This is a genomic window from Mycobacterium hippophais, assembly GCF_027529605.1.
Lineage (GTDB): Bacteria > Actinomycetota > Actinomycetes > Mycobacteriales > Mycobacteriaceae > Mycobacterium > Mycobacterium arseniciresistens.
Window position 1 is genome coordinate 109,562 of sequence record NZ_JAPZPY010000014.1, and the last position, 23,379, is coordinate 132,940.

General features: G+C 70.6%; 22 protein-coding genes. 16 read left to right on the forward strand and 6 right to left on the reverse strand.

What is annotated here, in order from left to right; genetic code table 11:
• Positions 1-24: 24 nt before the first annotated feature.
• Together O6P37_RS24400 and O6P37_RS24405 are read left to right on the forward strand one after the other, a co-directional pair.
• Positions 25-501, forward strand: coding sequence for a histidine kinase (locus O6P37_RS24400; protein ID WP_269896493.1), 477 nt, complete (start codon positions 25-27; stop codon positions 499-501).
• Positions 502-524: 23 nt separating this feature from the next.
• The gene (locus O6P37_RS24405; protein WP_269896494.1) at positions 525-1,328 is read left to right on the forward strand and encodes a DUF4097 family beta strand repeat-containing protein; all 804 of its coding nucleotides are present in this window, start codon (positions 525-527) and stop codon (positions 1,326-1,328) included.
• 82 nt (positions 1,329-1,410) lie between these two features.
• Here O6P37_RS24405 and O6P37_RS24410 read toward each other — a convergent pair whose 3' ends face one another.
• On the reverse strand, positions 1,411-2,001 hold the full coding sequence (locus tag O6P37_RS24410) for a fasciclin domain-containing protein (RefSeq protein ID WP_269896495.1): 591 nt from the start codon (positions 1,999-2,001) through the stop codon (positions 1,411-1,413).
• Positions 2,002-2,202: 201 nt separating this feature from the next.
• Complete coding sequence (locus O6P37_RS24415) at positions 2,203-2,898, reverse strand: fasciclin domain-containing protein (RefSeq protein ID WP_269896496.1); 696 nt, start codon at positions 2,896-2,898, stop codon at positions 2,203-2,205.
• Positions 2,899-3,074: 176 nt separating this feature from the next.
• Here O6P37_RS24415 and dxr point away from each other — a divergent pair, with 176 nt between their 5' ends.
• Genes dxr through O6P37_RS24440 form a run of 5 tightly spaced genes read left to right on the forward strand, consistent with a single transcriptional unit; the run spans position 3,075 to position 8,258 of the window.
• Positions 3,075-4,244 carry a 1-deoxy-D-xylulose-5-phosphate reductoisomerase gene (gene dxr, locus O6P37_RS24420; protein ID WP_269896497.1) on the forward strand — a complete coding sequence of 390 codons (1,170 nt, stop codon included), beginning with the start codon at positions 3,075-3,077 and terminating at the stop codon, positions 4,242-4,244.
• Positions 4,241-5,458 carry a M50 family metallopeptidase gene (locus O6P37_RS24425; protein WP_264012925.1) on the forward strand — a complete coding sequence of 406 codons (1,218 nt, stop codon included), beginning with the start codon at positions 4,241-4,243 and terminating at the stop codon, positions 5,456-5,458. The genes dxr and O6P37_RS24425 overlap by 4 nt, the downstream gene beginning before the upstream one ends.
• Before the next feature lie 45 nt (positions 5,459-5,503).
• Positions 5,504-6,643, forward strand: coding sequence for a flavodoxin-dependent (E)-4-hydroxy-3-methylbut-2-enyl-diphosphate synthase (gene ispG / locus O6P37_RS24430; RefSeq protein WP_269896541.1), 1,140 nt, complete (start codon positions 5,504-5,506; stop codon positions 6,641-6,643).
• Between the two features lie 49 nt (positions 6,644-6,692).
• Positions 6,693-7,547 carry a GNAT family N-acetyltransferase gene (locus O6P37_RS24435; RefSeq protein WP_264012926.1) on the forward strand — a complete coding sequence of 285 codons (855 nt, stop codon included), beginning with the start codon at positions 6,693-6,695 and terminating at the stop codon, positions 7,545-7,547.
• A 48-nt stretch (positions 7,548-7,595) separates the two neighbouring features.
• Positions 7,596-8,258: a GNAT family N-acetyltransferase gene (locus O6P37_RS24440; protein ID WP_269896498.1), complete on the forward strand. Its 663-nt coding sequence runs from the start codon at positions 7,596-7,598 to the stop codon at positions 8,256-8,258.
• Between the two features lie 3 nt (positions 8,259-8,261).
• On the opposite strand, the gene O6P37_RS24445 is transcribed toward O6P37_RS24440, so the two are convergent.
• Positions 8,262-9,146, reverse strand: coding sequence for a cyclopropane mycolic acid synthase family methyltransferase (locus O6P37_RS24445; protein WP_269896499.1), 885 nt, complete (start codon positions 9,144-9,146; stop codon positions 8,262-8,264).
• A gap of 159 nt (positions 9,147-9,305) precedes the next feature.
• Between O6P37_RS24445 and O6P37_RS24450 the strand changes: the two genes are divergently transcribed.
• Entirely contained in the window at positions 9,306-11,126 is a 1,821-nt protein-coding gene (locus O6P37_RS24450; RefSeq protein WP_269896500.1) for a penicillin-binding transpeptidase domain-containing protein, read from the forward strand.
• Positions 11,127-11,156: 30 nt separating this feature from the next.
• Entirely contained in the window at positions 11,157-11,744 is a 588-nt protein-coding gene (locus tag O6P37_RS24455; RefSeq protein ID WP_269896501.1) for a DUF1707 SHOCT-like domain-containing protein, read from the forward strand.
• A 30-nt stretch (positions 11,745-11,774) separates the two neighbouring features.
• Here O6P37_RS24455 and O6P37_RS24460 read toward each other — a convergent pair whose 3' ends face one another.
• Positions 11,775-12,161: a PaaI family thioesterase gene (locus O6P37_RS24460; RefSeq protein ID WP_269896542.1), complete on the reverse strand. Its 387-nt coding sequence runs from the start codon at positions 12,159-12,161 to the stop codon at positions 11,775-11,777.
• 97 nt (positions 12,162-12,258) lie between these two features.
• Between O6P37_RS24460 and map the strand changes: the two genes are divergently transcribed.
• From map to O6P37_RS24480, 4 genes are all read left to right on the forward strand, one after another.
• Positions 12,259-13,116, forward strand: a complete 858-nt coding sequence (gene map / locus O6P37_RS24465) for a type I methionyl aminopeptidase (RefSeq protein ID WP_269896502.1) — start codon at positions 12,259-12,261, stop codon at positions 13,114-13,116.
• A gap of 76 nt (positions 13,117-13,192) precedes the next feature.
• Entirely contained in the window at positions 13,193-14,698 is a 1,506-nt protein-coding gene (locus O6P37_RS24470; protein WP_269896543.1) for a cobyric acid synthase, read from the forward strand.
• Between the two features lie 21 nt (positions 14,699-14,719).
• The gene (locus tag O6P37_RS24475) at positions 14,720-15,388 is read left to right on the forward strand and encodes a hypothetical protein (RefSeq protein ID WP_269896503.1); all 669 of its coding nucleotides are present in this window, start codon (positions 14,720-14,722) and stop codon (positions 15,386-15,388) included.
• A 61-nt stretch (positions 15,389-15,449) separates the two neighbouring features.
• Positions 15,450-16,013, forward strand: a complete 564-nt coding sequence (locus tag O6P37_RS24480; protein WP_264015090.1) for an alpha/beta fold hydrolase — start codon at positions 15,450-15,452, stop codon at positions 16,011-16,013.
• A gap of 4 nt (positions 16,014-16,017) precedes the next feature.
• On the opposite strand, the gene ngg is transcribed toward O6P37_RS24480, so the two are convergent.
• Positions 16,018-17,742: an N-acetylglutaminylglutamine synthetase gene (gene ngg, locus O6P37_RS24485; RefSeq protein WP_269896544.1), complete on the reverse strand. Its 1,725-nt coding sequence runs from the start codon at positions 17,740-17,742 to the stop codon at positions 16,018-16,020.
• A gap of 53 nt (positions 17,743-17,795) precedes the next feature.
• Positions 17,796-19,601: an N-acetylglutaminylglutamine amidotransferase gene (locus O6P37_RS24490; RefSeq protein WP_264015091.1), complete on the reverse strand. Its 1,806-nt coding sequence runs from the start codon at positions 19,599-19,601 to the stop codon at positions 17,796-17,798.
• Between the two features lie 275 nt (positions 19,602-19,876).
• Between O6P37_RS24490 and O6P37_RS24495 the strand changes: the two genes are divergently transcribed.
• The 3 genes from O6P37_RS24495 to O6P37_RS24505 are packed head-to-tail and all read left to right on the forward strand — an operon-like array spanning position 19,877 to position 23,370.
• On the forward strand, positions 19,877-21,244 hold the full coding sequence (locus tag O6P37_RS24495; RefSeq protein ID WP_269896504.1) for a glutamine synthetase family protein: 1,368 nt from the start codon (positions 19,877-19,879) through the stop codon (positions 21,242-21,244).
• Positions 21,245-21,281: 37 nt separating this feature from the next.
• Positions 21,282-22,019 (forward strand): gamma-glutamyl-gamma-aminobutyrate hydrolase family protein, encoded by a 738-nt coding sequence (locus O6P37_RS24500; protein ID WP_269896545.1) that lies wholly within the window; start codon positions 21,282-21,284, stop codon positions 22,017-22,019.
• Positions 22,000-23,370 carry an aldehyde dehydrogenase family protein gene (locus O6P37_RS24505; RefSeq protein WP_269896505.1) on the forward strand — a complete coding sequence of 457 codons (1,371 nt, stop codon included), beginning with the start codon at positions 22,000-22,002 and terminating at the stop codon, positions 23,368-23,370. Before O6P37_RS24500 ends, O6P37_RS24505 begins: the two co-directional genes overlap by 20 nt.
• The last annotated feature ends 9 nt before the right edge of the window (positions 23,371-23,379 follow it).

Genomic DNA, 23,379 nt, shown 5'->3' on the forward strand with positions numbered 1-23,379 from the left:
CCATAGTGGTGTCACCATGACACCATGGATCTGCAGCCCTACGTCGACACGGTGCGCCGCGAGCTCGACGTCGCCGCCCGCGCCGGCGGGCCGGATGCCGCCGAACTCGCCGACCGGCTGACCGCCCCACTCGAGTCCGCGCTGCGCCTGGCACTGCTGGAGGCGCTCTCCGAGGCGGCCGAGCTGATCACCCGCGAGTTGGCGCCCGGCTCCGTCGACGTCCGGCTGCGCGGCCGCGACCCCGACTTCACCGTCACCGCAGCCGAGCCGTCCGAGCCGCCACTGGCGCCCACCGGCCCCGACCCGGACGACGAGGGCGGCACCTGGCGCGTCACCCTGCGACTGCCCGAGAGCATGAGGCCGGGAGTGGAGGCGGCAGCGCGCGAAGCCGGGGTGTCGGTCAACGCCTGGCTGGTGCGTTCGGTGGCAGGCGCGCTCGCGCCGCAGCGGGGCCGGCCCCGCCCGCCTTCCGGCAAGTCCTTCAGCGGCTGGGTCCGCTGACACCCGCGACAAGAGGAGATCCGATGCCCAGTTTCCCGACACCAGAACCGATCGTCGCCCACATCGAGGTGGTCGCCGGGTCGGTACGGCTCACTGCGGCCGACCGCCTCGACACCGTGGTCGACGTCCGGCCCCGCGATCCGTCCCGCGCCTCCGACGTGCGGGCCGCCGAGCACGCGCGCGTCGAGTTCGGCAACGGCCGGCTCACGGTCGCCGCCGGCCCGAAGATGCTCGCGCTGGGCCGCGGCGGAGCAGTGGACGTCGACATCGCCCTGCCCTCGCGCTCACGGCTGCAGGCATCGACGGCCTCGGCCGACGTGCACGCCGACGGCCTGCTCGGCGACTGCCGCTTCTCGTCGGCGAGCGGGCAGGTCACCCTCGACGCCGTCGAGGGAGATCTCAAGGCGGACACCGCTTCCGGAGACGTCGGTGCCACCAGCGTGCTGGGCTGCGTGTCGATCTCGACCGCCTCGGGCGACGCGGTCGTGCAGGCCATCGACGGCGAGCTGAACTTCCAGGCGGCCAGCGGCGGGCTGACAGTCGGGTCGCTGCGCGGCAACGCACGGGCGCAGACCGCCTCCGGCTCGACGGTCGTGACCACCGCCGTCAACGGCTCGCTGAGCGCGCGGACCGGCAGCGGCGACGTCGAGATCGGCGTCCCGCACGGCACCGCGGCCCGCCTCGACGTCAGCACCTCGTCCGGCGCGGTCCGCAACCGTCTCCAGCCGTCGGACGGCCCCGCCGACGGCGACCGCACCCTGGATGTGCACGCGCGCACCGCGTCTGGCGACATCGTGGTGCGTCGCTTCGACCCGGCGATGGGCTGACCGGCTCGTCAGACCTCGACATGAAGGTCCCCCGCCACGCGGGGGAACGTGGCGGGGGACGGGATTCAGTGCCGGGTGGCCATCACGCCGGCGGCATCAGCACCGTGTCGATCATGTAGACGGTGGCGTTGGCGGTCTGCACGCCGCCGCACACCACCGACGCGTCGTTGACCTTGAGGTCGCTGCCCTGACCGGTCACCGTCACGTCGGCGCCCTGCACCGTCTTGTGCATGCCGACCACCTGCGCGGGCTCGGCCCGGCCGGGGACGACGTGGTAGGTCAGGATGTTGGTGAGCAGCGGCCCGTCGGTCTTGAGCTTCTCGATGGTCGCCGGGTCGATCTTGGCGAACGCCGCATCGGTTGGGGCGAACACCGTGAACTCGCCGCCGTTGAGGGTGTCGACCAGGTTCACCTGAGGATTGAGCTGCCCGGACACCGCCTGGGTCAGGGTCTTGAGCATGGGGTTGTTCGACGCGGCCGTCGCGACCGGCTCCTGGGCCATCCCCATCACCGAGCCGGGACCGGTCGGCACCTGCTGCGCGTAGCCGGCGCAGCCCGGCCCCACCAGGCCGGTGGCCGGGTCGGCGGTCGCAACCGCGGCGCCGCTCAGTGACAGACCCACCGCGGCGACCGCCGCACATCCTGCTCCGGCAACCTTCTTCGTGAGATTCATCGACTCGCGCTCCTTTTCATCAGGGGGCGACGGGTGCCGCCGTCCTCGTCATTTCGACTGCTATTCGGCACCGATTGGCTCACGGATGGGTAACGGCCTCAACGGATTTCGGGTGGACGGCAGCGAGGTGCGGCGGTTTTCGCGCACGACATCCCCCGGGCACGTCGGGTGCCCGGGGGATGGTCGCTACGGGAGCGGCGGTCAGCTCGCCGGAGGCATCAGCACCGTGTCGATCATGTAGACGGTCGCGTTGGCGGTCTGCACCCCGCCGCACACCAGGCCTGCGTCGTTGACCTTGAGGCCCTCGCCCTCACCGGTCACCGTGACGTCGGCGCCCTGCACGGTCTTGTGGGTGCCTGCCACCTTGTCGGGAGCGGCGCCCGGACCCGGCACGACGTGGTAGGTCAGGATGCTCGTCAGCAGATCGGAGTCGGTCTTGAGCGTCTCGATGGTCGCCGGGTCGATCTTGGCGAACGCGTCGTCGGTCGGCGCGAACACGGTGAACTCGCCGCCGTTGAGCGTGTCGACCAGATTCACGTTCGGGTTGAGCTGCCCCGACAGCGCCTGGGTCAGCGTCTTGAGCATCGGGTTGTTGGACGCCGCGACGGTCACCGGGTCGGCCGCCATGCCGGTCACCGATCCGGGGCCCGACGGCACCTGCTCGGCGTAGGCGGCGCAGCTCGCGCCGACCAGGTTCGCGGCCGGGTCGGCCGCCGCGCTCGACGGTGCGGACGACGTGGCACTCTCCGTGGCCGACGACGCCGCGCTGCTCCCCGACGAAGCGGTGGACTCGCTGCCACCGCTCGAACACGCCGCGGCGCCGAACACGGCCAAGGCGCTCAGGCCTGCTGCCGCAACGGCCTTGCGGTGGACGCTGTACCTCTTCGTTGAAACCACTGCCACTCCTCGGTACGCGGAGGCGGCGGTGCCGCCGTCCTGGTGATCTGACACCGGGGATTCGGGGTGGTGTGCGTCACGGACGGGCCTCGGGAGCCGCCGTCACAAACGCGTCACATTCAAGATCGGGGTGCGGTGTGCGCCGGGGCGGCTCCCGGAGGCGGCACAATAGTCCGGTGAGCTCATCCGGATCTCGGCAGCGGGTGCTGATCCTCGGCAGCACCGGGTCGATCGGCACCCAGGCGCTCGAGGTGATCGTCGCCAATCCGGACCGGTTCGAGGTGGTCGGGCTGGCCGCCGGTGGCAACAACCCCGACCTGCTCGCCCGCCAGCGCGCCGAGACCGGCGCCACCAGGGTCGCGGTCACCGACGCCGCCGCCGCGGAGCGGATCGGTGACGTCACCCACAGCGGCCCGGACGCCGTGACCCGGTTGGTGCAGGACACCGAGGCCGACGTGGTGCTCAACGCCCTGGTCGGGGCGCTGGGACTGGAACCCACCCTGGCCGCCCTGGCCACCGGCGCGCGGCTGGCCCTGGCGAACAAGGAGTCGCTGGTGGCAGGCGGTCCGCTGGTGCTGCGGGCGGCCGCACCCGGCCAGATCGTGCCGGTCGACTCCGAGCACTCGGCGATGGCGCAGTGCCTGCGCGGCGGCACCTCCGGCGAGGTCGCCCGGCTGGTGCTCACCGCATCCGGCGGCCCGTTCCTCGGCTGGTCGGCCGAGGACCTCGACTCGGTGAGCCCCGAGCAGGCGGGCAAGCACCCCACCTGGTCCATGGGGCCGATGAACACCCTGAACTCGGCGACGCTGGTCAACAAGGGCCTCGAACTGATCGAGACGCACCTGCTCTTCGGCATCCCGTACGACCGCATCGACGTCGTCGTGCACCCGCAGTCGATCGTGCACTCGATGGCCACCTTCACCGACGGGTCGACGCTGGCACAGGCCAGCCCGCCCGACATGAAGCTGCCGATCGCGCTCGCGCTCGGCTGGCCGGACCGAGTGCCCGGAGCCGCCGCCGCCTGCGACTTCTCCACCGCCGCCACCTGGGAGTTCCTGCCGCTCGACGACGAGGTCTTCCCGGCGGTTCGGCTGGCCCGCGCGGCAGGCACCGCGGGCGGCTGCCTGACCGCGGTCTACAACGCGGCCAACGAGGAGGCCGCCGCGGCGTTCCTCGACGGCCGCATCTCCTTCCCGGCGATCGTCCGGACGGTCGGCGAGGTGCTGGCCGCCGGCGACGAGTGGGCCGCGGAACCAGCTACCGTGGAGGAGGTACTCGAGGCGCAGCGATGGGCCCGCGAGAAGGCCCGCTCCGTGCTCACCCAGGAGGTTCTGCCCGCCCGATGATGTTCGTTGTTGGTGTCGCGCTGTTCGCGCTCGCGATTCTGGTCTCGGTGGCCCTGCACGAATGCGGCCACATGTGGGTGGCGCGTGCCACCGGTATGAAGGTGCGCCGCTACTTCGTCGGCTTCGGGCCCACGCTGTGGTCCACGCGCAGGCCCAACAAGCTGGGGGAGACCGAGTACGGCGTCAAGGCCATCCCGCTCGGCGGATTCTGCGACATCGCGGGCATGACCCCGGTCGACGAACTCGACCCCGCCGACCGGCCGTACGCGATGTACCGGCAGAAGGTGTGGAAGCGGGTTGCCGTGCTGTTCGCCGGCCCCGGCATGAACTTCGTCCTCGGCATGGTGATCATCTACGGCATCGCCCTGACCTGGGGTCTGCCCGACCTGAACCCGCCCACCACCGCCGTCGTCGGCGAAACCGTGTGTGTCGCGCCGCAGGTGTCGAAGACCGAACTGGGTGAGTGCACCGGACCGGGCCCCGCCGCGCTGGCCGGTATCCGGCCCGGTGACACCGTGGTCAAGGTCGGCGACACCCCGGTGGCGGACTTCAAGGAGATGGTGACCGCCGTCCGCACCCTCGACGGGCCGACGCCGTTCACGGTCGAGCGCGACGGCAGCCAGTTCACCACCGTGGTGGACGTCACCCGTGTCGAGCGCTTCACCAGCACCGACGGTGACACCCCGTCGAAAGTCGGCGCCGTCGGCATCGGCGCCCCCGACCCGCTCGACTGGGCGCAGTACAACCCGCTGACGGCGGTGCCCGGCACCGTCGCGTTCACCGGCGACCTGGCCGTCCAGCTCGGCGAGGCGCTGGCGAAGATCCCCACCAAGATCGGCGCGCTGGTGGAGTCCATCGGCGGCGGCGAGCGCGACCCCGAGACCCCGATCAGCGTGGTCGGCGCCAGCATCATCGGCGGTGACACCGCCGACGCCGGGGTGTGGGAGTTGTTCTGGCTCTTCCTGGCTCAGCTCAACTTCGTCCTCGGCGCGGTGAACCTGATCCCGCTGCTGCCCTTCGACGGCGGGCACATCGCGGTCGCGGTGTTCGAGAAGATCCGCAACATGATCCGGTCGGCGCGCGGCAAGGTGGCCGCGGCGCCGGTGAACTATCTCAAGCTGATGCCCGCTACTTACGTAGTCTTGGTGGTGCTGGTCGGCTACATGCTGCTGACCGTGACCGCCGACTTCGTCAACCCGATCAGGTTGCAGTAGCCGGCCCTGAACCCTGGAGACGCTGTGACTTCGATAGGCCTGGGCATGCCGGCACCGCCGGCGCCGGTGCTCGCGCCCCGCCGCAAGACGCGCCAGCTGATGGTGCGCGATGTCGGTGTCGGCAGCGACCATCCGATCGCCGTGCAGTCGATGTGCACCACCAAGACCCACGACATCAACGCGACGCTGCAGCAGATCGCCGAACTCACGGCATCCGGCTGCGACATCGTGCGGGTGGCGTGCCCGCGGCAGGAGGACGCCGACGCGCTGCCCGCGATCGCCAAGAAGTCGCAGATCCCGGTGATCGCCGACATCCACTTCCAGCCCAAGTACATCTTCGCCGCGATCGACGCCGGTTGTGCCGCCGTGCGCGTCAACCCGGGCAACATCAAGGAGTTCGACGGCCGGGTCAAGGAGGTCGCCAAGGCGGCGGGCGCGGCCGGCATCCCGATCCGGATCGGCGTCAACGCCGGCTCGCTGGACCCGCGGTTGATGAAGAAGTACGGCAAGGCCACCCCGGAGGCGCTCGTGGAGTCGGCGCTGTGGGAGGCGTCGCTGTTCGAGGAGCACGGCTTCGGCGACATCAAGATCAGTGTCAAGCACAACGACCCGGTGATCATGGTCGCGGCCTACGAGCAGCTCGCCGCGCAGTGCGACTACCCGCTGCACCTCGGCGTCACCGAGGCGGGGCCGGCGTTCCAGGGCACCATCAAGTCCGCCGTCGCGTTCGGGGCGCTGCTGAGCAAGGGCATCGGCGACACCATCCGCGTCTCGCTGTCTGCGCCTCCGGTCGAGGAGATCAAGGTCGGCAACCAGATCCTCGAATCGCTGAACCTGCGGCCGCGTGGCCTGGAGATCGTGTCCTGCCCGTCGTGCGGCCGGGCCCAGGTGGACGTGTACACGCTGGCCAACGCGGTCAGCGCCGGGCTGGACGGCCTCGAGGTGCCGCTACGGGTCGCGGTGATGGGCTGTGTCGTCAACGGGCCGGGGGAGGCGCGCGAGGCGGACCTCGGCGTCGCGTCCGGAAACGGCAAGGGACAGATCTTCGTTCGCGGCGAGGTCATCAAGACGGTGCCCGAGGCGCAGATCGTGGAGACCCTGATCGAGGAGGCGATGCGCATCGCCGCCGAGATGGACTCCGGCAAGACAAGTGCGAGCGGTTCACCGGTTGTCACCGTAAGCTGAGGGCGGCCCTGTGGTCGGGGTCACGACCGCTCGAACAGAAAGACGCGCGATGTCGGCACCGCCGCTGTTCCGCCATGTCGACGAGCGACGGGTGTCGGTGGTGCGGGACGCCGCCGCGGTCCTCGAGGTGCTCGACCAGGATCCGATCGGATCGTGCATGGTCGCCGCCCGGGTCGCCGATCACGGCGTCGAGCCAGGCGCCATCGGCGGAGAACTGTGGACGCGCAGGGGTGCCGCCGATTCGCTGTGTTACGCCGGTCCCAACCTGATCCCGCTGCGCGGTGAGATCGACGACCTGAACGCCTTCGCCGACCAGGCGATGAGCACGGCGCGGCGATGTTCGTCGCTGGTGGGCCGGGCGGAGCTGGTGCTACCGATGTGGCGCAGGCTCGAGGCGGCGTGGGGCCCCGCGCGTGACGTGCGCGAGCACCAGCCGCTGATGGCGCTGCACTCCGCGCCCCAGTGCTCCATCGACTCGGCGGTGCGGCCCGCCCGCATCGAGGAACTCGACGCCTATCTCACCGCGGCCATCGACATGTTCATCGGCGAGGTCGGCGTCGACCCGCGGCTGGGCGACAACGGCCGCGGCTACCGGCGCCGGGTGGCCGGGCTGATCGCCGCGGGCCGGGCGTGGGCCCGCTTCGAGCGCGGCGAGGTGGTGTTCAAGGCCGAGGTCGGCTCCCAGTCGCCGACCGTCGGCCAGATCCAGGGCGTGTGGGTGCATCCGGAATGGCGTGGCCGCGGACTGGGCACCACCGGCACCGCGGCACTGTCGTCGGCGGTGCTGCGCAGCGGGCGCATCGCCAGCCTCTACGTCAACAGCTTCAACACCGTCGCCCGGGCGACCTACGCGCGCATCGGGTTTGAGCAGGTCGGCACGTTCGCGACGGTTCTGCTCGACTGACCACCGCCCGGTTCCCCGGGCGCGGTCCGCAGCCCTTAGGCTGCCGTCATGACCGAATCCGACCCCAAGGTCGCCCGCCGCGAGATCGCCGACACCCTGGTGCGGGCGCTGGACCACAGGCACGAGGTGCTCGACGCGATCGTCGACTCCGAGGACCACGACGCCGCGATCGAGGCGGTCGCATCGCTGCTGAAGACCTCCGCGTCCAGTGCTGAGGCAGTGCTGCGGTTGTCCTTCGACCGGCTCACCAAGGTGTCCCGGCGGCGCATCGCCGCCGAGTTGGAGGATCTCAACAACCAGCTGAGCTTCACGAGGGGCGAGTCGGGGTCCGCGTCGCCGGACTCGCTGACGCTGCGGGCCTTCGATGCGACCGCCGACGGCGACATCTTCGCCGCCCGCACCGCCGATGTCGGCGCGGCGGGCGACGGATCCGGCGGTCCCGCAGGCGATCTGGCCGACGAGATCTCCGCGGCCGTGTCGCGCGTCGCCGCCGAGGAGGCGGCGTGGCTGGTGGCGATCGACGGCTCCGACAAGGTCGGCATGGTGTTCGGCGAGCTGGCCGGCGGCGAGGTCAACGTGCGGGTCTGGATCCACCCGCAGTTCCGCAAGCGGGGGTACGGCACCGCGGCACTGCGGAAGTCCCGCTCGGAGATGGCTGCGTTCTTCCCGGCGGTCCCGCTGGTGGTGCGCACCCCGGCCGCCGGGTCCTGACGGTCAGGCCGCCGCGGCCTTGGTCAGGGTGTACTGGCGGACGTCGACGTGGCGCCAACGGAACCGGTCGGCACAGCCGGTGAGATACCGGATGTAGGTCTGGTAGGTGTCCTCCGAGGCGATGCGTACCGCGTCGTCATGGCGGGCGGTCAGTGTCTCCGCCCAGATGTCCAGCGTGCGGGCGTAATGCGGCTGCAACGACTGGACGTTGCGCACCGCGAAGCCGGCCGCCTCGGCGTAGGAGGGGATGCTCTGCGGTAGCGGCAGCTCACCGCCGGGGAAGATCTCCCGGCCGAGGAACGCCCAGAAGTCGACGTCTTCACGGGTGATCTTGCGGCCCATCCGAAAGATGTCGCGGCCCATGGTGACGATGGAGTGCAGCATCATCCGGCCGTCGCCGGGCAGGACGTCGTACGCCCGCTCGAAGAACATCGGGTAGCGGGCGTACTTGAAGTGTTCGAACGCGCCGATCGACACGATGCGGTCCACCGGATCGTGGAACTCCTCCCATCCTTGCAACCGCACCTCGGCGTGTCTGCCCGAGTCGGTGTTCGGCCGGGAAGCCAGCAGCCCCTGCACATGCTGGTACTGGTTTTCGCTCAACGTCAGCCCGATGACATTGACGTCGTAACGCTCCAACGCCCGCAGCATCGTGGCGCCCCACCCGCAACCGATGTCGAGCAGCGTCATCCCGCGCCGCAGGTCACATTTGCCCAGCGACAGGTCGATCTTCGCCAGCTGCGCCTGTTCCAGCGTGAGGTCCGGGGGCTCGAAGTACGCGCAGCTGTAGGTTTGCGTGGGATCCAGGAAGAGTCGGAAGAAGTCGTCGGACAGGTCGTAGTGGTGCTGTACGTCGCCGAAATTCGGGGACGGATCGGTGTCGGCCATCGTCGATCACGGTATGCCCCGCACCGCTTACCGTCACCACCGGGCGCTTCGCCGGAATGCGGTGGATCGGGCTCCGGCGACGGGCCTCGGTGATTGTCACGGCCGGGTCTCGGTGCGCCTCCCCGACATGCGCTGCCAAAGTTCATAACATCTGCCCCAATGGCAACTCGAACCTCAGCAGTATCACGTGCGTCCGCTTTGGTCGCGCTGGTGGTGGTTGCGGCGGCGGCGTCGCTGAGCGCCTGTACCCCCCGCCCCAACGGTCCCGAACCGACGGCCGAGGAGTTCTTCGCGGCGCTCGGCCGCGGCGACACCGGAGCCGCCGCCGAGCTCGCCGACCGGCCCGACGAGGCGCGCACCGACCTGAACGAGGCATGGGCCGGTCTGCAGGCGACCACGCTGGACGCCCAGATCCTCAGTGCCCGATACGCCGAGGACACCGGCAGCGTGACCTACCGCTACACCTGGCACCTGCCCAAGGACCGCACCTGGACCTACGACGGCCGGCTGAACATGGTCCGCGACGAGGGCCGCTGGCAGGTGCGGTGGAGCGCCACCGGGCTGCACCCCCGGCTCGGCGAGAACCAGACACTCGCGCTGCGCGCCGACGCACCGCCCCGCGCCGCGGTCAACGAGCGGGGCGGCACCGACGTGCTGGTGCCCGGCCGGCTCTACAGCTACGCACTCGACGCGGGAGCCGCGGGCGGCGCGCTGATGCCCGCCGCGCGCGCGGCCGCCGACGCGCTGCGGCAGTTCGACCCGACGCTGGACGCCCAGCGGCTGGCCGAGGTGGCCAGCTCGTCGGCGGGGCCGCTGAGCCTGATCACGCTGCGCCAGTCCGACCACGACCGCGTCGCGGGGGCGCTCGGGGCGGTACCCGGCGTCGTCGTCACCCCGCAGGCCGCGATGCTGCCGACCGACGACCGCTTCGCCCCCGCCATCGTGGAGGAGGTGCGCAAGGCCGTCATCGACGAACTCGACGGCCAGGCCGGCTGGCGCGTCGTCAGCGTCAACCACAACGGCGTGGACGTCGACGTGCTCAACGAGGTTCCCGGCAACCCCTCGCCGTCGGTGACCATCAGCCTGGACCGGGCCGTGCAGAACGCGGCGCAGAACGCGGTGAACTTCACCGGCAAGAAGGCGATGATCGTCGCGATCAAGCCGTCCACCGGCGAGATCCTGGCCGTCGCGCAGAACGCCGCCGCCGACGCCGACGGGCCGATCGCCACCATGGGCCTGTACCCGCCCGGCTCGACGTTCAAGATCGTCACCGCGGGCGCCGCGATCGACCGGGCCATGGCCACTCCGAACACCCTGCTCGGCTGCCCGGGCAAGATGGACATCGGCCACCGCACCGTGCCCAACTACGGCGGCTTCGACCTCGGCACCGTGCCGATGTCGCGGGCCTTCGCCAGCTCGTGCAACACCACCTTCGCCGAACTGGCCAGCCGGATGCCGCCGCGCGGGTTGACCACCGCCGCCGCGCAGTACGGCATCGGGCCGGACTACGAGATCGAGGGCATCACCACGGTGTCGGGCTCTGTGCCGCCGACGGTCAACCTGGCCGAGCGCACCGAGGACGGTTTCGGCCAGGGCAAGGTGCTGGTCAGTCCGTTCGGCATGGCGATGGCCGCAGCCACCGTCGCGGCGGGACGCACCCCGGTGCCCCGCCTGATCGAGGGCCGCGAGACCGTCATCAACGGCGACCGCACGCCCATCTCGCCGGCGATGGTCGACGGCCTGCGGCCGATGATGCGGCTGGTGGTGACCAACGGCACCGCCGACGACTTGCAGGGCGTCGGCGACGTGCGCGGCAAGACCGGTGAAGCCGAATTCGCGGGCGGCTCACACTCGTGGTTCGCCGGCTACCGCGGTGACATGGCCTTCGCCGCGCTGATCGTCGGCGGCGGCAGCTCCGAGTACGCGGTGCGGATGCTGCGCGGCATGCTCGACGGTCTGCCGCCCGACTATCTGGCCTGAGCTCCCGGCGGCGGTAAATTGGGACGGGACATGACCAGTCCCAACGGCGAACCCATCGCACTGCGCATCTCCGACGCCGACCGCAACGGCACCCTGCGCCGGCTGCACAACGCCGTCGCGATGGGCCTGATCGACATCGACGAGTTCGAGGAACGCTCGGCGCGGGTGTCGCAGGCCCGGCTGCGGCCCGACCTCGACACGCTCGTCGACGACCTGCCCGGTCCCGGCGCGATCGTCACCTCGGCCACCGACCGCGTCGAACTGCGTGGCGTGTTCGGATCCCTGAAACGCCAAGGCGAGTGGATCGTCCCGACCCGGCTGGCGCTGCACCGCCGGATGGGGTCGATCACCCTCGACCTGACCCGGGCCCGGTTCGCCGGCCCGATGGTCGTCATCGAACTCGACCTGCGCGCCGGCGGCCTGGAACTGCGGCTGCCCGACGGCGCGAGCGCGTCGATCGACGACGTCGAGGTGATCGTCGGCAGCGCCACCGACCACCGCCGCGACGCCCCCGCCGAGGGCCGCCCGCACGTGGTGCTGACCGGCAAGGTGGTGTTCGGCTCGGTGGACATCCGCGGTCCGCGCACTGGGTGGCGGTGGCGGCGCGGCGAGCGCTGACGACTCAGCGGCTCCGGCCTGATTCGCCGCTCAGCGGCGGTCGAGTACCGCGAAGCTCAACGTGGCCCGCGCGGCCAGCCGGTCACGGCCGACGTCGGTCACGTCGACGGCGGTGACGATCATCCGCCTGCCCGCCCGCACGATGGTCGCCTCGGCGCGGGCCGGGCCCGCCACGACGGGCGCGAGGAAGTGCACGGTCATGTCCGCGGTGGTGACGTCCTGATCGGCGGTGACGTGCCTGCCTGCGAGGCGTCCCGCGGCGATGTCGATCAGGGTGGCCACCAGGCCGCCCTGCAGCGCGCCGCGGACGTTGGCCAGGTCGGGCCGGTTGTCCATCTCGAGGATGAGCAACTCGTCGGCAACCACGACATCCCGCAGGCCCAGCTGTCCGAGCAGGTGGTCGGGCGTGGTCTCCATCGGCCGCGTCGTGAGGTTCGACTCGTCGAGCATGGCTGTCAAGGTAGCAGCACTCTCCGAAAGGGAGATCGGCGTTCTCCTGGCTATCCTGGGTGTCATGCCTGTCCGCACCGCGCTTCGCCCCGGTGAGCTGTCCCCGACGCTGCCGGTGCCCAAATCGATCGCCCGCCCCGAGTACGCCTGGCGGCCGACGGTCAACGAGGGCAGCGAACCGTGGGTGCAGACGCCCGAGGTGATCGAGAAGATGCGCGTCGCCGGGCGGATCGCGGCGGGCGCGCTGGCCGAGGCGGGCAAGGCCGTCGCGCCCGGCGTCACCACCGACGAGCTCGACCGCATCGCGCACGACTACATGGTCGACCACGGCGCCTACCCGTCGACCCTGGGCTACAAGGGATTTCCGAAGTCGTGCTGCACCTCGCTCAACGAGATCATTTGCCACGGCATCCCGGATTCGACCGTCGTTGAGGACGGTGACATCGTCAACATCGACGTCACCGCCTATATCGACGGCGTGCACGGCGACACCAACGCGACCTTCCCGGCCGGTGACGTCGCCGAGGAGCACCGCCTGCTCGTCGAGCGCACCCACGAGGCGACGATGCGGGCGATCAAGGCGGTCAAGCCCGGCCGTCAGCTGTCGGTTGTCGGCCGGGTCATCGAGTCGTACGCAAACCGGTTCGGCTACAACGTGGTTCGCGATTTCACCGGCCACGGCATCGGCACCACCTTCCACAACGGCCTGGTGGTGCTGCACTACGACCAGCCGTCGGTGGACACCGTGCTCGAGCCGGGGATGACATTCACCATCGAGCCGATGATCAACCTCGGCGGCCTGGACTACGAGATCTGGGACGACGGCTGGACCGTGGCCACCCGCGACAAGAAGTGGACCGCGCAGTTCGAGCACACCCTGGTGGTCACCGACGGCGGCGCCGAGATCCTCACCCAGCTGTGAGGGTCCGCCCGCGAGCAGACACAAAGTCGCACATTTTCGCCGCGCAAAGTGCGATTTTGCGTCTGCTCGCCGAGGGATCGTGAAGGGCGCGCTGCTGGTCGCGGGCACCACCAGCGACGCAGGCAAGTCGATGGTCGTCGCCGGGCTGTGCCGGCTACTGGCCCGCCAAGGCGTGCGGGTGGCGCCGTTCAAGGCGCAGAACATGTCGAACAACTCGGCGGTCACCGTCGAGGGCGGCGAGATCGGCCGGGCGCAGGCGGTGCAGGCCCGCGCCGCAGGCCTGGCGCCCAGCATCCGGTTCAACCCCGTACTGCTCAAGCCCGGCAGCGACTGCACCTCGCAGCTGGTGGTGCGCGGCAAGGTCACCGGATCGGTGGCCGCCGCGGACTACATCGCCCACCGGGACCGCCTCGCCGCGTTGATCGCCGACGAACTCGCTTCGCTGCGCGAGGAATTCGACGTCGTGCTGTGCGAGGGCGCCGGCTCACCGGCCGAGATCAACCTGCGCGCCACCGACCTGTCCAACATGGGGCTGGCCCGTGCAGGGCGGCTGCCCGTCGTCGTGGTCGGCGATATCGACCGGGGCGGCGTGCTGGCCCACTTCCACGGCACCGTCGCGGTGCTCGAACCGCAGGACCAGGCGCTGATCGCCGGCTTCGTGGTCAACAAGTTCCGCGGCGACCCGGCGCTGCTGGCGCCCGGGCTGGACCGGCTGACCGAGCTGACCGGGCGGCCCACCTACGGCGTGCTGCCCTACAGCGACGAGATCTGGCTGGACACCGAGGATTCGGTGTCGGTGCTGACCGGCCGGGTGGTCGGGCGGCCGACGTCGCCGCGCGGCGCCCAGCCCCTGACCGTCGCCGCGGTCCGGCTGCCGCGGATCTCGAACTCCACCGACGTCGAGGCGCTGGCCTGCGAGCCCGGGGTGCTGGTGCGCTGGGTCAGCGAGCCCGCCGACCTGGCCGACGCCGACGTCGTGGTGCTGCCGGGCAGCAAGGCCACGGTGGCCGACCTGACGTGGCTGCGCGAGCGCGGCCTCGCCGAGGCGATCGTCGGGTACGCCCGCGCGGGCCGGCCGGTGCTCGGCATCTGCGGCGGATTCCAGATGCTGTGCCGCCGCATCGACGACACCGTGGAGTCGCGGGCCGGACGCGTCGACGGCCTCGGACTGCTCGACGCCGACATCGCATTCGCCGCCGAGAAGACGCTGTGCCACCGCGACGCCCCGCTGCGGGGTTACGAGATCCACCACGGCCGGGTCGCCGACACCTCCGCCGTCGAGTGGTGCGACGCCGACACCGGCACCGCTGTCGGGCTGCGTCGCGACGGCGTCTACGGCACCCACTGGCACGGACTGCTCGACAACGACGCGTTCCGCAGGCGCTGGCTCACCGAGATCGCCGCGGCGGCGGGCCGGCCGGGCTTCGTCGTCGCCGACGACACCGACGTCACCGCGCGGCGCGACGCCCAACTCGACGTGATGGCCGACCTGCTGGCCACACACCTCGACGTGGACGCCGTCTGTGGCCTCGTCGCGAACGGTCCGCCGCCGCGCCCGACGCTCGTCACGACCCTCCGCTGAGCCCTCGCCTAACCTGGCCACATGATCCGCCGGTGGGGGGCGCTGCTCGCGGCGGCCTGCGCGCTCACCGGCTGCGCCACCGCCGTCACCGGGACACCCACCTGGCCCGGCGCCCGGCTGGAGCGGGCGCTGCTGACCGCTGAGGACTTCCCGGCCGGCGTGCAGTACGACCGGATCGCCGACGGGACCGGCGCGCCCGATGGGCCCGGCGCCCGCAGCGGCCCGCCGGCGATGCTGTCCGAGCCGCCGGGTTGCTCGGACGGGCTCACCAGGGTGATCGCCGGATCCGGTGAGCGCGGCCCCGGCAGCGCGGGCGAGTACGTGGTGGCCTGGGACGGCGTCCGCATCGTGATGACCGTGCTGACGTGGCCGCTGGACCTCGACCGGCTGGCCGCGACCGCCGACCGGTGCGCGCAGTTCGAGACCTTCTTCGACCCGGCCAGCGACGGCATCCCGATGACCACCACCCGGCTGCCCGCGCCGCGCGCCGAAGCGCTGGTGTACCAACAGACGATGACCCTGGCCGGCGTCGACAACAGTGTCTATTTCAGCTTCGAGAACGTGGGCGCGATGGCTGTCTTCGGCATCGCGTTCCCCACGCCGAATCCGGACATCGCCGTCAAAGGCACGCTGCCGCAGACGTTTCTGGACACCGCGGGCAGACAGGCGCAACGTGCAGCGGCACAGTGAAAGCCGAATTCTGATCTTAAATTCCGCCCGGGCACCCGGATTCTCCCTGTAGCGTGGCCGAATGCTCTCATCCATGGTCACCGTCGACGGGTTCTCCGTCCCGGTGGACGTGGCGGGCCCGGAGAAGGGCTCGACCGTGGTGGTCCTCGGCGCGGCCAATCACTCCCCGGCGTCCTACGACGCGGTCTGCGCGCGACTGCACACCGCGTCGCTGCGGACCGTCATCATCGGACCCGACCCCCGGCTGACCCCCAAGGCGGTGGTGGGCATCCTCGATGCGCTCGACGTGCGCTGGGCGTTGCTGGTGGGGGACAAGGTCGGTGGCGAGCTGGCGTGGGAGTTGGCGGCCACCCGGCTCGACCGCTTCATCGGGCTGGTGGTCATCGACCGCGGGCATCCCCGGGTCGCCGACCTGTCCGGAGCCGTCCGCGACGAGCACTGCCCGCCGGTGGAGATGAACACCACGGCGCTGGTGAGCACCCCGGCGTCGCGAGAAGTGGCGAAGGCCAGCCAGCGCTACGTGTACGGCGAGTTCCGGCTGGTCGAACTGCTCAGCCGGCGCAGCGCGCAGGACGCCACCGCGCAGGTCGCCGCCGAGATCGTGCTGCGCACCAGCACATGGTGACCGGCTAGGCCGGTGTCTCGTCCGGAGTCCAGGCCTGCGGAAGGCCCGGCTGGTTCGGGAACAGGAAGTCGATGAAAGCCGCTGCGGTGGGCTGAGGTTCGTGATTGGCCAGCCCCGGCCGCTCGTTGGCCTCGACGAACACGTACTCGGTATCGGTGACGTCGGGCACCAGGAGGTCGATGCCCGTCACGGGGATGCCGAGCGCTTCGGCGGCGGTGACCGCCACCCGGCACAGCTCGGGGTTGACCTCGGCGGTGACGTCGTGGATGGTGCCGCCCTGGTGGAGGTTGGCCGTGCGGCGCACCCGCAGATGCTCGCCCTCGGGCAGCACGTCGTCGAAGGACCAGCCGGCCTCCCGGACGGTGGACTTGGTGACCTCGTCGATCGGGATGCGTGACTCGCCGCCGGTCGCGGCGGCCCGCCGCCTGCTCTGCGTCTCGATCAGTTCGCTGATGGTGTGCTTGCCGGTGCCGACGACCTCCGCGGGCTTGCGCAGCGCGGCCGCGACCACCCTGCCGTCGATCACCACCAGCCGCAGGTCGTCGCCGGCGGCGCGCTGCTCGATCAGCACCTCGGGGTGCTGCTCGCGGGCCCGGACCAGGGCGGCGTCGAGTTCCTCGGGGCCGTCGACACCGACGGTGATGCCCTTGCCCTGCTCGCCGCGGGTGGGCTTGACCACGACGTCGCCGACATCGGCGAGGAACGCGTGGTCCTCGGCGTCGAAGGTGGCCAGCCGGCCCTTGGGCACTTTGATGCCCGCCTCGGACACGATGCGCCGGGTCTGTCGCTTGTCGTCGCACCGGCTCATCGCCACGGCGGAGGTGAACTCCGAGAGCGATTCGCGGGTGATCACGCTGCGCCCGCCGTGCGAGAGCCGCATCTCGCCGGCGCCCGCGTCGAGCACCTCGACCCAGATGCCGCGACGCATCGCCTCGTCGGCGATGATCCGCGCGTAGGGGTTGAGGTCGTCGACCGTCTCCGGCGGATGGGTGAACAGCGGTTCGTTGATCGCGTTCTTGCGCTTGACCGCCAGCACCGGGACCCGCTGGAAGCCGAGCTTCTCGTACAGCGCGATCGCCGCGGCGTTGTCGTGGGCCACCGAGAGATCCATGTAGGCCCGGTCCCGGTCCCGGAACGTCGCGGCCAACACCCTGGTCAGGGCCGCCCCGACGCCGGGCAGGCTGGTGGTGGGGTCGACCGCGAGCGTCCACAGGCTCGACCCGTCCTCGGGGTCGTTGAAGAGGAGTTTGTGGTCGACGCCGGTGACGGTGCCGATCACCGATCCGTCGTCGTCGCGGACCGCCACCAGGTACTCGACGGCGTCGACGTCGCGGTGGTTGGCCCAGATGACGTCGACGGGGGCGGGCACCATGCCGCAGCGCACGTACACCCGGTTCATCGCGTCGGCCTCGGCGGCGTCGGCGAGCGGTCGCACCGTGAACCCGATGGGATCGGCGTCGGGCACCTCGCGGTCGGCGAAGCGCAACCGGTAGGTGTGGCTGGGATCGATGAAGAGCTCCGACGGCGACCGTGCGACGAGGACGTGCGACTCCCTGGCGTAGATGCAGATGTCGCGGCGCCCGGGCCCCTCCTGTTGCAGGGCCTGCGCCAGCCGTTCCGGGTCGGCGAAGGTCTGGCCGAAGATCAAACGGCCCCAGCCGAGTTCGAGAACGACGTCGTCGGCCATCGCGTCGACGAGATGCTGCGGCGACGCATCGTGCAGACCCATGGTGATGGCCTCGGTGTGATCACCGGTGGACACCACATGTGGATCTGTGTCGGTCACGCCGCGGCCCCGTTGATGCCGTGCCGTTGCAGCCACAGTTCCAGCAGGCCGATCTGCCACAGCTCGTTGCCCCGCAGCGGTGTCAGCCTGCCGTTGGGGTCCGCCAGCAGCCGGTCGACGGCCTCCGGGCGGAACAGTCCGCGTTCCTTGGCCTCCGGTGCGTACAGCGCGTCGCGCACCAGGTCGAGGTAGGGGCCCTCGAGGTGGGTCAGCGCCGGCACGGGGAAGTAGCCCTTGGGCCGGTCGATGACGTCGGCCGGGATCACCTTGCGGGCCGCCTGCTTGAGCACACCCTTGCCGCCGTGGGCGATCTTGTACTCCGGCGGGCAGGTGGCGGCCAGCTCGACCAGCTCGTGGTCGAGGAACGGCACGCGGCCCTCCAGACCCCACGCCATGGTCATGTTGTCCACCCGCTTGACCGGGTCGTCGACCAGCATGACGGTGGTGTCCAGGCGCAGTGCGCGGTCGACGCCGGACTGGGCGCCGGGCCGGCCGAAGTGCTCGGCGACGAACTGCAGGCTCGGGTCGCCGTCGGCGAAGAACCCGGGGGTGACCAGGCCGCCGACGCCTGCGGTGTCGCGATCGAAGAAGGCGCCGCGGTAGGTCTGCACCGAACCGTCGAGGGCGGCTGCCGCAGGGTCACCCATCGGCGGGTACCAGTGGTAGCCGGCGAACACCTCGTCGGCGCCCTGGCCGGACTGCACCACCTTGACGTGCTTGGCTACTTCCTGGCTGAGCAGGTAGAACGCCACGCAGTCGTGGCTGACCATCGGTTCGCTCATCGCGCCGATCGCACCGTCGAGCGCGGGCAGCATGCGCTCGGTGCCGATGCGGATCTGGTGGTGGTCGGTGCCGAACCGTTCGGCGACGATGTCGGAGTACTTGAACTCGTCGCCGGCCACCCCGCCCACCGACTCGAATCCGATCGAGAAAGTCTGCAGTCCGTGCTGGCCGGCCTCGGCGAGCAGCCCGACGATAAGGCTGGAGTCGACCCCGCCGGACAGCAGGCAGCCGACCGGCACGTCGGCCACCAGCCGGCGCTCGACGGCCAGCCGCAGCGACGCCAGGACGGCGTCCTCCCAATCCTGTTCCGACCAGTCGGCGCGGTCGTCGCGGCGGCTGAAATCGGGGGACCAGTAGGTGGTGGTGGTGCGGCGGCCGTCCGGCTCGATCGCGATCAGCGACGCAGGCGGCACCTTCTTGACGCCCTGCAGGATGGTCAGCGGCGGCGGGACCACCGAGTGGAACGTGAGGTAGTGGTGCAGCGCGACCGGGTCGATGCGGGTGTCCACACCCCCGCCGGCCACCAGTGCGGGCAGCGACGAGGCGAACCGGATGCGGTGGGCGTCCTCGGTGATGTACAGCGGCTTGATGCCCAGCCGGTCACGGCCCAGCAGCACCCGGCCGGACTCGCGCTCGACGATGGCGAACGCGAACATGCCCTTCAGGTGGTCGACGAACCGGTCACCCCAGCGGTGGTAGGCCTTCAGCATCACCTCGGTGTCGCTGGTGGAGAAGAACCGGTAGCCGTGGTCGGACAGCTCGCGGCGCAGCTCGGGGTAGTTGTAGATGCAGCCGTTCCAGGCGATCGCGAGGCCGAGGTCGGAGTCGACCATGGGCTGGCCGCCGGCCTCGGTGAGGTCGATGATCTTCAGGCGACGGTGTCCCAATGCGACCCTGCCCGCTGACCAGGCGCCCGCGCCGTCGGGACCGCGCGGCGACATCGCCTCGGCCATCGCCGACACAGCGGCCAGATCAGGGGTTCGGCCGTCGAGGCGTACCTCGCCGGTGGCTCCACACACGCAGGTGACATTACCCGCAGGGCGGAAAAATTAACGGGCGAGCGACCTGTGGTGATCCAGATCGCATCAGTCGGTGTGACCCTCGAGGATCTCGTCTTCGATGGCGTTCGCCGCACGAGGAACAGGATGCCAATGGTCTATTGTCCTACCTTTGGAAGTGACGTTCCTGTAAACATGCAGGCGGAGAACGGTGGTTATGCGATTCAATGGTTGAATCTGCGCTTCGAGTCATTGATTCTGAGCCAGCGACCGGATGTCCTTCAGGAAGGTCCCCCATGAGCCCGAACCCCGGCATGCTGTCCCAGGCCGAACTCGAGCAGTCCGTCGCCGACGGCGACATCGACACCGTGATCGTGGCGTTCTGCGACATGCAGGGCAGGCTCACCGGCAAGCGGCTGTCGGCGCGCCTGTTCGTCGAGGACGCCGCGGCCCACGGCGCCGAGTGCTGCAACTACCTGCTCGCCGTCGACGTCGACAACAACACCGTCGACGGTTACGCGATTTCCAGCTGGGAGACCGGCTACGGCGACATGGTGATGACGCCGGACTTCGCGACGCTGCGGCTGCTGCCCTGGCTGCCGGGCACCGCGCTGGTGATGGCCGACCTCTCGTGGACCGACGGCACCCCGGTGATCCAGGCCCCGCGCAGCATCCTCAACGCGCAGATCGACCGGCTCGCCGACCGGGGACTGGTGCCCTACGCCGCGACCGAACTCGAGTTCATGGTGTTCGACACCGGGTTCCGTGACGCGTGGGCGGCCGGCTACCGCAACCTGCGGCCGGCCACCGACTACAACATCGACTACGCGATGCTCGCCTCGACGCGGATGGAGCCGCTGCTGCGCGACATCCGCCGCGGCATGGAGGGCGCAGGGATGTACTGCGAAGGCGTCAAGGGCGAGTGCAACCTCGGCCAGCAGGAGATCGGCTTCCGCTACGACCACGCCCGGACCACGTGTGACAACCACACGATCTACAAGAACGGCGCCAAGGAGATCGCCGACCAGCACGGCAAGAGCCTGACGTTCATGGCGAAGTTCGACGAGCGCGAGGGCAACAGCTGTCACATCCACATTTCGCTGCGCGGCGAGGACGGCGCGTCGGTGTTCGCCGACGACGGCGACCCGCTCGGCATGTCGCCGATGTTCCGCAGCTTCATCGCGGGCCAGCTGGCCACAATGCGTGAGCTGACGCTGTTCTTCGCACCGAACATCAACTCCTACAAGCGGTTCGCGGAAGGCAGCTTCGCCCCGACCGCGATCGCATGGGGCATCGACAATCGCACCTGCCCGCTGCGCGTGGTGGGCCACGGCGCGGGCATGCGGATGGAGTGCCGGGCGCCAGGCGGCGACGTCAACCAGTACCTCGCGGTGGCGGCGCTGATCGCCGGCGGCCTGTACGGCATCGAGAACGAGCTCGAACTGCCGGAACCGCTGGAGGGCAACGCCTACACCAGCGGGGCCGAGCGGCTGCCGACGACGCTGGCCGAGGCCGCCGCGCTGTTCGACGGCTCGAAGGTGGCGCGTGACGCGTTCGGCGACGAGGTGGTGGACCACTACCTCAACAACGCCCGCGTGGAACTCGACGCGTTCAACGCCGCGGTCACCGACTGGGAGCGGGTGCGTGGTTTTGAACGGCTATGAGAACGAGGCGGGCGCCGCGGCGCCGCCGGTGATCGGCATGACCACCTACCTGCAGCAGGCGCAGACCGGGGTGTGGGACGTGCAGGCGAGTTTCCTGCCCGCCGTCTACTTCCAGGGCGTCAACCTCGCAGGCGGCGTGGTGGTCCTGCTGCCGCCGCAACCCACCGACGCGGGCACCGCCGACCGCGTGCTCGACGGGCTGGACGGGCTGATCCTGACCGGCGGCAAGGACGTCGACCCCGCCCGCTACGGCCAGCGACCCCATGCGCGCACCGACGAACCCGACCGCGTCCGCGACGGCTGGGAGTTCGCCCTCGTCGACGGCGCGTTGCGGCGCGGCATGCCCGTGCTCGGCATCTGCCGCGGCGCCCAGGTGCTCAACGTCGCCCTCGGCGGAACCCTCATCCAGCACCTGCCCGACGTCATCGGCCACACCCATCACCAGAAGGGCAACGCGGTGTTCGGCACATCGGCCGTGTGGACCGAACCCGGCACCCGGCTGGCGGACCTGATCGGGAAGACCTCGGGCGCACAGTGTTACCACCACCAGGCCATCGACCGCCTCGGCGAAGGCCTGATCGTCAGCGCCCGCGACGACGACGGGGTGATCGAGGCGGTGGAGCTGGACCGTGCCGCGCACCCCGACACCTGGGTGCTGGCCGTGCAGTGGCATCCCGAGGAACGACTCGACGATCTGCGGTTGTTCGCCGGCGTGGTGGCCGCCGCGGCACGACACGCGAAGGAGAGGAACGCTCTTGAGCACCAGCACCAGTGACGTCATCAACCCGGCCACCGAAGAGGTGCTGCGCTCGGTCGAACTCCTCGACGTCGACGGTGTCGACGAGGCGGTCGCGCGGGCGGTCATCGCGCAGCGGGCGTGGGCCAGGCTGGCGCCGGCCGACCGGGCGGCGGCGCTGCGGTCGTTCGCCGCGGCCGTGGACGCCCACGTGCCGGAACTCGCCGCGCTGGAGGTCGCCAACTCCGGGCACCCGGTCGGCAACGCCACCTGGGAGGCCGGCCACGTCCGTGACGTGCTGCAGTTCTACTCCGCAGCCCCGGAACGCCTGTCCGGCAAGCAGATCCCCGTCGCAGGCGGACTCGACGTGACGTTCAACGAGCCGCTCGGCGTGGTCGGGGTGATCACGCCGTGGAACTTCCCGATGACCATCGCGGCCTGGGGGTTCGCGCCGGCGCTGGCCGCGGGCAACGCCGTGGTGCTCAAACCGGCGGAGTGGACGCCGCTGACCTCCATCCGGCTCGGCGAGCTCGCGCTCGCGGCGGGCCTTCCCGACGGCCTGTTCCAGGTGCTGCCCGGCAAGGGGTCGGTGGTGGGCGAGCGGTTCGTCACCCACCCGGACGTGCGCAAGATCGTCTTCACCGGCTCGACCGAGGTCGGCACCCGCGTGATGGCCGGTGCCGCCGCCCAGGTCAAACGCGTCACCCTGGAACTGGGCGGCAAGAGCGCCAACATCGTCTTCGACGACTGCGACCTGGAGAAGGCCGCAGCCACCGCGCCGTACGGGGTGTTCGACAACGCCGGCCAGGACTGCTGCGCACGCAGCCGGATCCTGGTGCAGCGCAACGTCTACGACCGATTCATGGAGCTGCTGGAGCCTGCCGTCAAGGGCCTGGTGGTCGGCGATCCCCGCGCCGAGGACACCGAGATGGGCCCGCTGGTGTCACGGGCGCACCGGGATTCGGTGGCGTCCTATGTGCCCGACGACGCGCCGGTGGCGTTCCGCGGCGCCGCACCGTCCGGACCGGGCTGGTGGTTCCCGCCGACGGTGCTCACCCCGCAGCGCCAGGACCGCACCGTGCGCGAGGAGATCTTCGGGCCGGTGGTCACCGTGCTGCCCTTCGACGACGAGGCCGACGCGATCACGCTGGCCAACGACACGCCCTACGGGCTGTCGGGATCGATCTGGACCGACAACCTGTCACGCGCGCTGCGGGTGACGCGTGCGGTGGAATCGGGGAACCTGTCGGTGAACTCGCACTCCTCGGTGCGGTACACCACCCCGTTCGGCGGGTTCAAGCAGTCCGGGCTGGGCCGCGAGCTCGGGCCGGATGCGCCGCTGTCGTTCACCGAGACCAAGAACGTCTTCATCGCCATCGAAGAAGCCTGACGAGACGAA